Origin of the sequence: Paenibacillus sp. GbtcB18, assembly GCF_019091125.1 — a bacterium.
Lineage (GTDB): Bacteria > Bacillota > Bacilli > Paenibacillales > NBRC-103111 > Paenibacillus_F > Paenibacillus_F chitinolyticus.
In genome coordinates this window covers 1-240 of record NZ_JAGXJX010000788.1, presented here as the reverse complement: position 1 = coordinate 240, position 240 = coordinate 1, and the positions used below count along the sequence as shown (strand labels likewise).

The following is a 240-nucleotide window of genomic DNA, read 5'->3' as shown; positions in this document are numbered from 1 at the left end:
GTCCGGCTGTATAACCGTGTGCATAAACAAATTGAACGGATAGTGCTGTTCCGGAGGCTCGCTGCCGTACTGGGCGATGGCCTTGTTCAAGTTGTGGTAACAGCACGCATGATCCTTCTTTCGGTATGTGTACTCGTACATTTCCGGCCGGCAGGCGGAGTTGATAAAATCGTGCTGGCCTACCGTGTCGGCCACAATGGAAAGCAGCGGCGTATACCGGGTGGAATACAGGATGTCCCC

At 54.2% G+C, this 240-nt stretch carries 1 protein-coding gene; it reads right to left on the bottom strand.

Annotation, left to right across the window (positions count from 1 at the left end; all coding sequences use genetic code 11):
• Positions 1-240, bottom strand: a 240-nt coding sequence (locus KVT34_RS30995; RefSeq protein ID WP_217563370.1) for an urea carboxylase-associated family protein, incomplete at both ends; no start/stop codon positions are given.